We start from the raw sequence: 8,490 nt of genomic DNA, 5'->3' as shown, positions 1-8,490 counted from the left end.
GGCCCGGGCGGGCCGGGCCGGGGCGTGTCTCAGCTGACCCGCTGCGCCCGGTGCCTGGCGGCCCGCAGGCGGACCTCCGCAGGGAGCGCGGCGAGGCCCGCCGAGCCCCGGGCGTGGCCAAGGGCCTCCGTCGTCAGCTCGCGCAGGACGGTGCCGGGATCGACATGCGGTTCGAGCAGCAGCCGAACCCGGCTTGCGGGGGCGTTGCGGCGCCCGGTGAGCCGGACGTGGGCGCGCTGCACTCCCTCCAGGGCGCCCGCCTCGTCACCGAGGACGGACTCCAGCGCCCGGCCGCGCAGCAGGGCGCCCGCGCCGTCGCCGGTGTCGACGAGGATCTCGGCGATCCGGCGGCGGCGCAGAACGGCGGTCAGCCACCACAGCGCGAGCAGCACCAGCACGGCGAGCACGGCGATGACCACCGGCCACCACCAGCCCTCGTCCCGCCAGCGCAGCCGCTCGGCCCTGCTGAGCAGCACGTCGTGGGGGCCGTGGTGGATCCACCAGGAGGGCGGCGGTGCGCCCAGCCCGACGGCGAGGACGGAGCCGCCCACGGCGAGGAGCACCAGCCCGACGATCCCGGTCAGCACCCGGTTGACGGCCTTGGGCATGGGTCTCACCCCTTCTTCCCGGGCCGCCGGACGTGCACGGCGAGGCGCGGCGGCCGGGCCAGTCCCAGTCCGCGGACCGCGTCGGCGAGCACCCGGTCCAGGTCTGTGTGTACGTCGTCCAGGTCCCGGAAGTGCGACACCGCCCGCACGTCGGCTCTGGCGCGGCCCACGCGGACCCGCGCCGTCTGGACGCCGGCCACTTCCATGGCCCGGTCGCGCAGCACCTGGGCGGCGGCGTCGCGGTGCAGTCCGGCGCGGACGTCGGGGTGGGTGCGGCGCATCGGCAGCACCCTGCGCAGGCCGGGTGTGACGGCGAGCAGCAGCAGCCACAGGCCGAGGGCGGCGGCGATGCCGGCGCCGGCCAGTACCCAGGGGTCGTCGAGGGGCCGTTCGGCCAGTTCCCGGGCGAGGGTCCGGCGCCAGCCCATGGCGGGGCGGTCGGCGCGTACCGCCACGATGTCGTAGAGGAAGAGGCCCGCGGCGGCGAGGAGGAGCAGGGCGACGATGCCGGCGGGGACGCGCCGGGCGGACCAGAAGCGGCCTGCCCGGCCGGTGACGGCCGGGGTGCCGTCGTCGCCGGTGTCCGGGGCGAGGTGGTCGCCGGTGTCCTTCTCCAGCACCGGCGGCAGGCGTGCGGTGTCCTCGCCGTCGTCGCCGGGGCGGGGTGCGCTCATCGCGTCCTCCCGTGGTCCGCGCCGTGCGGGGCCGCCAGGTGCAGGCGTTCGACCTGGACGGCGACCTCCAGGACGTCCAGGCCGGCGAGCTTGCCGACCCGCTCGGTGACATGGCGGCGCACCGCGCGGCAGCGGGCGCCGATGTCGGTGGGGTAGTCGAGTTCGAGCTGGACGCGCAGCCGGGCCGTGCCGTGGTGCACGACGACGGTGGCGTGCGGGCGGGAGGCGCCCCGCGGGAGCGGTCCGGCCGCTTCGCGGGCGGCCTGCGCGGCGATCTTCGCCACCACCCGGTCGGCGATCCGCGTCGCGCCGCGCTCGGCGGGCGGGACGGCGGCCAGGGGTCTACTGAGCTGGGCGGACCCACTGGTCACGGGCGTCACCGCCGCCGGTCGTCACGGGCGCGGAAGAGGTCGCCGAGGTCCAGGTCCCCCTCCAGGAACCGGCCGACGACGAACCCGATCGCGCCGAGGGCCGCCACCAGCAGGAAGGCTCCGAAGCCGCCGAAGTATCCGGCGAAGCCCAGTGCCATGCCGGCGATCATGCCGACCACGGCCATGCTCATCGTGCGCTCCCCTCGACGGTCATCGTCTGCTGTCCTCGGCGCTCATCCTGTGCTTCCCTCGTTTCGTCCCGGTGTGCTCACTGGAGGCGGGGTTCCGGTTCCTCGTCCTCCTCGTCGGGCAGTTTCACGTCGCTCACCGCGATGTTCACCTCGACGACCTCGAGCCCGGTCATGCGTTCCACGGCCGCGATGACGTTCTCGCGCACCTCGCGGGAGACCTCGGAGATCGACACGCCGTAGTCGACGACGATCTCCAGGTCGAGCGCGGTCTGCACCTCGCCGACCTCGGCCTTCACACCCCGGGTGACGGATTTGGAGCCGCCGGGGACACGGTCGCGCACGGCGCCGAAGGTGCGGGACAGGCCGCTGCCCATGGCGTGCACGCCGACGACGTCGCGGGCGGCGAGCCCGGCGATCTTCTCCACGACTCCGTCGGCGATGGTGGTCCGCCCGCGGGTGGCCGGGTCTCCGCCGCCGCGCCGGCCGGGCTGTGTCCGGCGGCCACCGGAGGTGTCGGGAATGTCCTTGTCGCCTGTGGCGGCGCCGGTCCGCCCGCTGTCCGTCATGTCGGTCATCGCCGTACGTCCCTTCGGTCGTCGTCGTTCGACCACGTGTCGTCCTCCGACCACCGTAAGTGCGGTTCCGCGAACGCGCGCCCGAGATGCGGCACGCTGGAGCAATGACGGCACAGCGGTGGACGGATCAGGTGCGGCGCGGACTGGGGCTGGGCAGGCTGCTGCCGCTGGGCGGCCCCGGTGACGGTGCCTGGGTCGCCGAGAGCGCGGCGGTGACGGTGCTGCGGCAGGCGGTGGCCGGGCCGGCGGGGGTGCGGCTGGGCCGGGTGAGGGTGGCGCTCGCCGATCCGGAAGCGGTGGCCGAGCCGGCCGTACCGGCTCCGCCGAGCGCGCTGCCGCCGGGCGGGCTGCGGGTGACGGCCGATCTGGCGGCCACGGCGGAGGCACCGCTTCCGGTGACGGCTTCCCGCGTTCGGGTGAATCTGACCGGTGCCGCGGAGCGGCTGGGCCTGACGGTCACGGAGATCGATCTGCGGGTGACGGAACTGCTGGACGAGGCGGCGGGTCCGGCACCGGCGGCGGATCCCGCGGGCCCGGTCCCGGACGGCGTACCGCGGGAGACGTCCCGTACGGCGGCGGACGATGCCGACACCGCGGAAGCCCGGGCCGGGCGGGCGGCGCTGGCGGTGCCGGGGGTGACCGGACTGACGGGGTTCCTGGGGCGCGCGGTCCACATCGACGACGGGCCGCGCCGGGAGGCGGAGCTGCCGCGCCGGCATGTCCGGGTGGAGGTGGCCGTAGCCGGGGACCGGCGGCCGGTGGAGGTGGCGCGGGCGGTGCGTGCCGCGGTGACGGAGGCGCTGGAGGAGCGCCCGACGGTGGCGGTGCTGGTGACGGCGGTGGAGTGACCGGGCTGCCTTCTCGGCTTCCGGGCTGCCCCACGGCCTCCGGGCCTCCGGGGGTGACCGGAGGCCGGCCGGCCCCTTGGCCTCGGTGGTGAGGGGCGCGGCGGCAGGGCCCGGCGGCCTGTCGGGTACGGCACGAGAAGGCGCCGTACCCGACAGGCCGGGCCGGTGTCAGTCGCCGAGGCCGGCCAGGTCGCGCAGGCGGCGTGCCTGGGCCTGGCGTTCGGCGGCACGCTGCTCTTCGTAGGTGCGGTCGGCGGCGCCGCGCAGCAGGGCCTTGGTCTCGATGACGGCGTCACGCGGCGCGGACAGCAGGGCCGCGGCCAGGTCCGTGACGGCGGCGTCGAGCTGGTCGGCGGGCACGGAGAGGTTGGCGAGGCCGATACTGACGGCTTCCTCGGCCGTGACGAACCGCCCGGTCGCGCAGATCTCCAGCGCGCGGGCGTATCCGACGAGGCTCACCAGCGGGTGCGTGCCCGTGAGGTCGGGGACGAGCCCGAGGCTGGTCTCGCGCATGGCGAACTGCACGTCGTCGGCGACGACGCGCAGGTCGCAGGCGAGGGCGAGCTGGAAGCCCGCCCCGATGGCGTGTCCCTGCACGGCGGCGATGGAGACGATGTCGTTGCGCCGCCACCAGGTGAAGGCCTCCTGGTAGGAGGCGATCGCCGCGTCCAGGTCGGCATCGCTGCTGCGCGCGAGGTCGATGAACGACGGCTCGCCCTCGATCCCCTCGGGCGTGAACATCTGCCGGTTCAGGCCGGCGGAGAAGGACTTGCCCTCGCCGCGCAGCACGACCACGCGGACGGAGCCCGGCAGCAGCTGCCCGGCCTCGGTGAGCGCCCGCCACATGGCGGGGCTCTGCGCGTTGAGCTTGGCCGGGTTGTTCAGCGTCACCGTGGCGATCGCGTCGTCGACGGTGAGCCGTACGCCGTCCTTGTCGAGCAGGGGAACGAGGTGTTGTTCCGTGTCGGGCTGGGCGGGCGAAGCCATGAGCGCCTCCGGTGCGTGCGGTCAGCTAAGTGACTGCACAGTAACCACCCGGTCGGTACGGCGTCGCACCGGGCCCCCGGCGGGGGCGCGCGGGGACTCCGACCGGGTGGCCACCAGCGAAGCCGATGGGCCGCCCGGGGTGTCAGGCCGTCTGGGCCTTCTTGCCCCGTGTCGCCCCGCCACGCCCTCGGAGCGTGACACCCGACTCACTCAGCATCCGGTGCACGAAGCCATACGAGCGGCCGGTCTCCTCGGCCAACGCCCGGATGCTCGCACCGGCGTCGTACTTCTTCTTCAGGTCTGCCGCGAGCTTGTCGCGCGCGGCGCCGGTCACCCGGCTGCCCTTCTTCAGAGTCTCGGCCACCCGTGCCTCCTCATGGGAAGTGCGCTCTGGTCCCCTCATGATCACCCCTCCGGCGCCCGATGGCCACCCATTCGGCAAGGTCGATGCGAGAGGGTTTTGACGACAGGAGCGCATCCCCACAAGCGGAACTTGTGATTCCTGACACTCCTGTCCGTGCGGCCGAACGGGTTCTTCCACGAAAGGCCAGGTCAGGGATGCAGGACGGCGGAGCCCTTGGAAATCAAGGGCTCCGCCGGAATGTGAAAGCGAGACACACCTCGGTACGAGGAGATCTCACACAGATGATGGATCATCGATGGGCCGAATGATCCATACCCGGGCGATCATCCATTCGATCAAGCGAGGGCGACGAGATCCGCGTAGTCCGCGCCCCACAGATCCTCGACGCCGTCCGGCAGCAGGATGATCCGCTCCGGTTGCAGCGCCTCGACGGCGCCCTCGTCGTGGGTGACGAGCACGACCGCGCCCTTGTAGGTGCGCAGCGCGTCGAGGATCTCCTCACGGCTGGCCGGGTCGAGGTTGTTTGTGGGCTCGTCGAGGAGCAGCACGTTCGCCGAGGAGACCACGAGGGTGGCGAGGGCGAGGCGGGTCTTCTCACCGCCGGAGAGCACCCCGGCCGGCTTGTCGACGTCGTCACCGGAGAACAGGAACGAACCGAGCACCTTGCGGACCTCGACGAGGTCCATGTCGGGTGCGGCGGACCGCATGTTCTCCAGGACGGTGCGGTCGGGGTCGAGGGTCTCGTGCTCCTGGGCGTAGTAGCCGAGCTTGAGGCCGTGACCGGGGACGACCGCGCCGGTGTCGGGCTGTTCGACGCCGGCGAGGAGGCGCAGCAGGGTCGTCTTGCCGGCGCCGTTGAGGCCGAGGATGACGACGCGGGAGCCCTTGTCGATGGCGAGGTCGACGTCGGTGAAGATCTCCAGGGAGCCGTACGACTTCGACAGGCCCTCGGCCATCAGCGGGGTCCGGCCGCAGGGCGCGGGCTCGGGGAAGCGCAGCTTGGCGACCTTGTCCTTCTGCCGGACCTCCTCCAGGCCGGACAGGAGCTTCTCGGCGCGGCGGGCCATGTTCTGCGCGGCGACCGTCTTGGTGGCCTTGGCGCGCATCTTGTCGGCCTGCGCGTTGAGCGCGGCGGCTTTCTTCTCGGCGTTGGCGCGCTCGCGCTTGCGGCGCTTCTCGTCGGCCTCGCGCTGCTGCTGGTAGAGCTTCCAGCCCATGTTGTAGATGTCGATCTGGGCGCGGTTGGCGTCCAGGTAGAACACCTTGTTGACGACCGTCTCGACGAGGTCGACGTCGTGGGAGATCACGATGAAGCCGCCGCGGTACGTCTTGAGGTAGTCCCGCAGCCAGATGATCGAGTCGGCGTCGAGGTGGTTGGTCGGCTCGTCGAGGAGCAGCGTGTCGGCGTCGGAGAACAGGATGCGCGCCAGCTCGATACGGCGGCGCTGACCGCCGGAGAGGGTGTGCAGCGGCTGGCCGAGCACCCGCTCGGGCAGGTTGAGCGCGGCGGCGATGGTGGCGGCCTCGGCCTCGGCGGCGTACCCGCCCTTGGTGAGGAACTCCGTCTCCTGCCGCTCGTACTGCTTGAGGGCCTTCTCCCGGGTGGCGCCCTTGCCGGTGGCGATGCGCTGCTCGTTCTCGCGCATCTTGCGGATCAGGACGTCGAGGCCGCGCGCGGACAGGATGCGGTCGCGGGCGAGGACGTCGAGGTCACCGGTGCGCGGGTCCTGCGGGAGGTAGCCGACCTCACCCGATCGGGTGATGGTGCCGGCGGCGGGCAGCGCCTCGCCGGCCAGGCACTTGGTGAGGGTGGTCTTGCCTGCGCCGTTGCGGCCGACGAGGCCGATGCGGTCGCCCTTGGCGACGCGGAACGTGGCGTTCTCGATGAGGATGCGGGCACCGGCGCGCAGCTCGATACCGGAGGCGGAGATCACGGACAGACTCCAGGGCGGGAGGAAGGGCGGGTGGGCGGCTGAGGACGTACCCGCCGTCTAATGCGCGAGGAGAATGGCCATGCGGCCAGTCTAACGGGGCGGTGCAAGCAGTTTTTCTTCCTTCGTGTGTTCGGTTCGTCTCGTGGTGGGCAGCCGGTGACCGGGTTTCGCGGTCCTCGGCCCGGCCGCCTTCGGGGGGCGGGCCTCGGGCCGAGGGCCGCGGGCGGTGCTCGCCCGTTCGGCCGCGTGCACGAGGCCGCGGCCCCGCAGGTCGGGTGAGGATGCCCTGGGGGCCCGTACGCGGAGGTGGTGACCGGTGCAGTTCGACGACGACGCCCGTCTGGACACCTCCGAGGTGCAGGACGTACGGGGCAGCCGCATCCCGGGCGGGCGGGCCACCGTCGGCGGCGGCATCGCGGGGCTGATCGCGCTGCTGCTCGGACTGTTCCTCGGCGTCGGGCCGGACCAGCTGGGGCTGTCCTCGGGCGGCGACCAGCCGGAGGCGGTCTCGTCGCCGCTCGCCCAGGTGCAGCAGAGCTGTCGCAGCGGGCGCGACGCGAACACCCGCGACGACTGCCGCATGGTCGCGGTGGTCAACAGCGTGCAGGACTACTGGGACGCGGAGTTCGCGCGGCGCGGCGGAAGCTACAGCCGCTCCCCCACGGTCTTCTTCACCCAGCGGGTGGGCACGGCGTGCGGGTCGGCGACCTCGGCGGTGGGGCCGTTCTACTGCCCCGGTGACCGCAAGGTCTATCTGGACCTGGACTTCTTCGACGAGCTGCGCACGAAGTTCGGTGCGAGCGGCGGTCCGTTCGCGCAGGCGTACGTGGTGGCGCACGAGTACGGCCACCATGTGCAGGATCTGACGGGTTCGCTGCGGCGCGGCCAGGACGGGCTGACCGGTGCGAACAGCGGCTCGGTGAGGGTGGAGCTGCAAGCCGACTGCTATGCCGGGGTGTGGGCGCGGCACGCGACGACCACGCCGGACGAGTCGACCGGGCGGCCGCTGATCACGCGCCTGACCGAGGACGACATCCGGGACGGGCTGAACGCGGCGGCAGCGGTGGGGGACGACAGGATCCAGGAGCGGTTCCAGGGCCGGGTGACGCCGGACACGTGGACGCACGGGTCGGCGGCGCAGCGGCAGCAGTGGTTCGACACGGGCTACCGCAGCGGGGACATGGCGCGCTGCGACACGTTCCGGTGAGGCCGGCCCGCCCCGGCCCCGGGGGTCGTTGTCAGTGGTGGCTGCCATGCTGGGTCATGGGTCGGAGTGCGGCCCACGGTACGGCTGTGATCACGAGGGAGTGATCGGCATGGCGGACATGAGCGGCGGGCGTCCCAGCGTCTTCCCGACGCTGCTGTACGCGGACGCCAAGGCGGCGATCCGGCAGCTCACGGAGGCCTTCGGGTTCACGGAGCTGGCGGCGTACGAGGGCGAGGACGGCTCGGTGGTCCACGCCGAGCTGGCGCAGGGCAACGGTGTGGTGATGCTGGGCTCCAAGGGGCACGGCGGTGTCTTCGACTCGGCGATGAAGGACGCGGGCACGACGGCTGTGTACGTGGCGGTGACCGACGTCGACGCGCACCACCGGCGGGCGGTGGAGCACGGCGCTGAGATCCTGATGCCGCCGACGGACCAGGACTACGGCTCGCGTGACTACATGGCGCGGGACCTCGAGGGCAACGTGTGGAGCTTCGGGACGTACGCGCCGGAGATACCCGGCTGAGGCGGGCGGCACGGCGACGGCTCGGCGGAGGCCGCCGGGGCGGTCCGTCGGCGTGGTGGCGGCTCAGGGGGTGCCCGGTCGGCACGTCGGCTTGGCGGCAGGTCGGCGCGGGGCGTCGCGGCCGGGGGCGGACGGGAAGGGACCACGGGAGCGTCGCGGCCGGGGGCGGACGGGACAGGGCCGCCGGACGTGCCGCGCGGTGCCGTGC

Annotated in this window: 11 protein-coding genes; 3 read left to right on the top strand and 8 right to left on the bottom strand. The window is 73.1% G+C overall.

Features of this window, described 5'->3' with window-relative positions:
* Positions 1 to 29 precede the first annotated feature (29 nt).
* The 5 genes from amaP to MTQ10_RS24240 all read right to left on the bottom strand — a co-directional run bounded on the left by amaP (position 30) and on the right by MTQ10_RS24240 (position 2,419).
* Complete coding sequence (gene amaP, locus MTQ10_RS24260) at positions 30 to 608, bottom strand: alkaline shock response membrane anchor protein AmaP (protein ID WP_282612557.1); 579 nt, start codon at positions 606 to 608, stop codon at positions 30 to 32.
* Between the two features lie 5 nt (positions 609 to 613).
* Positions 614 to 1,282: a DUF6286 domain-containing protein gene (locus tag MTQ10_RS24255; RefSeq protein WP_247472285.1), complete on the bottom strand. Its 669-nt coding sequence runs from the start codon at positions 1,280 to 1,282 to the stop codon at positions 614 to 616.
* On the bottom strand, positions 1,279 to 1,662 hold the full coding sequence (locus tag MTQ10_RS24250; RefSeq protein WP_247472284.1) for an Asp23/Gls24 family envelope stress response protein: 384 nt from the start codon (positions 1,660 to 1,662) through the stop codon (positions 1,279 to 1,281). The genes MTQ10_RS24255 and MTQ10_RS24250 overlap by 4 nt, the downstream gene beginning before the upstream one ends.
* Positions 1,659 to 1,844 carry a hypothetical protein gene (locus tag MTQ10_RS24245; RefSeq protein WP_247472283.1) on the bottom strand — a complete coding sequence of 62 codons (186 nt, stop codon included), beginning with the start codon at positions 1,842 to 1,844 and terminating at the stop codon, positions 1,659 to 1,661. Before MTQ10_RS24245 ends, MTQ10_RS24250 begins: the two co-directional genes overlap by 4 nt.
* A 77-nt stretch (positions 1,845 to 1,921) precedes the next feature.
* Positions 1,922 to 2,419, bottom strand: a complete 498-nt coding sequence (locus tag MTQ10_RS24240) for an Asp23/Gls24 family envelope stress response protein (protein WP_247472282.1) — start codon at positions 2,417 to 2,419, stop codon at positions 1,922 to 1,924.
* Positions 2,420 to 2,523: 104 nt separating this feature from the next.
* On the opposite strand from MTQ10_RS24240, the gene MTQ10_RS24235 reads away from it, so the two are divergent.
* Complete coding sequence (locus MTQ10_RS24235) at positions 2,524 to 3,267, top strand: nucleopolyhedrovirus P10 family protein (protein WP_247472281.1); 744 nt, start codon at positions 2,524 to 2,526, stop codon at positions 3,265 to 3,267.
* A 168-nt stretch (positions 3,268 to 3,435) separates the two neighbouring features.
* On the opposite strand, the gene MTQ10_RS24230 is transcribed toward MTQ10_RS24235, so the two are convergent.
* The 3 genes from MTQ10_RS24230 to MTQ10_RS24220 form a co-directional block, all read right to left on the bottom strand.
* Complete coding sequence (locus MTQ10_RS24230) at positions 3,436 to 4,254, bottom strand: enoyl-CoA hydratase/isomerase family protein (protein WP_247472280.1); 819 nt, start codon at positions 4,252 to 4,254, stop codon at positions 3,436 to 3,438.
* Positions 4,255 to 4,396: 142 nt separating this feature from the next.
* A complete protein-coding gene (locus MTQ10_RS24225; protein WP_190220789.1) occupies positions 4,397 to 4,618 on the bottom strand; it encodes a helix-turn-helix domain-containing protein in 222 nt (73 codons plus the stop codon).
* 335 nt (positions 4,619 to 4,953) lie between these two features.
* Positions 4,954 to 6,552, bottom strand: a complete 1,599-nt coding sequence (locus MTQ10_RS24220) for an ABC-F family ATP-binding cassette domain-containing protein (RefSeq protein ID WP_247472279.1) — start codon at positions 6,550 to 6,552, stop codon at positions 4,954 to 4,956.
* 316 nt (positions 6,553 to 6,868) lie between these two features.
* On the opposite strand from MTQ10_RS24220, the gene ypfJ reads away from it, so the two are divergent.
* Positions 6,869 to 7,759: a KPN_02809 family neutral zinc metallopeptidase gene (gene ypfJ, locus MTQ10_RS24215; protein WP_247472278.1), complete on the top strand. Its 891-nt coding sequence runs from the start codon at positions 6,869 to 6,871 to the stop codon at positions 7,757 to 7,759.
* A 109-nt stretch (positions 7,760 to 7,868) separates the two neighbouring features.
* A complete protein-coding gene (locus MTQ10_RS24210) occupies positions 7,869 to 8,282 on the top strand; it encodes a VOC family protein (RefSeq protein WP_247472277.1) in 414 nt (137 codons plus the stop codon).
* The last annotated feature ends 208 nt before the right edge of the window (positions 8,283 to 8,490 follow it).

Source organism: Streptomyces sp. XM83C, from assembly GCF_023072675.1.
GTDB lineage: Bacteria > Actinomycetota > Actinomycetes > Streptomycetales > Streptomycetaceae > Streptomyces > Streptomyces thermocoprophilus.
This window is presented reverse-complemented; position numbering and strand designations above follow the sequence as displayed.

What these genes read in the sequence shown, in the direction of transcription:
- amaP (WP_282612557.1), bottom strand. Translation starts at nt 608, where the DNA reads ATGCCCAAGGCCGTCAACCGGGTGCTGACCGGGATCGTCGGGCTGGTG.
- MTQ10_RS24230 (WP_247472280.1), bottom strand. Translation starts at nt 4,254, where the DNA reads ATGGCTTCGCCCGCCCAGCCCGACACGGAACAACACCTCGTTCCCCTG.
- MTQ10_RS24235 (WP_247472281.1), top strand. Translation starts at nt 2,524, where the DNA reads ATGACGGCACAGCGGTGGACGGATCAGGTGCGGCGCGGACTGGGGCTG.
- MTQ10_RS24255 (WP_247472285.1), bottom strand. Translation starts at nt 1,282, where the DNA reads ATGAGCGCACCCCGCCCCGGCGACGACGGCGAGGACACCGCACGCCTG.
- MTQ10_RS24240 (WP_247472282.1), bottom strand. Translation starts at nt 2,419, where the DNA reads ATGACCGACATGACGGACAGCGGGCGGACCGGCGCCGCCACAGGCGAC.
- MTQ10_RS24245 (WP_247472283.1), bottom strand. Translation starts at nt 1,844, where the DNA reads ATGAGCATGGCCGTGGTCGGCATGATCGCCGGCATGGCACTGGGCTTC.
- MTQ10_RS24210 (WP_247472277.1), top strand. Translation starts at nt 7,869, where the DNA reads ATGGCGGACATGAGCGGCGGGCGTCCCAGCGTCTTCCCGACGCTGCTG.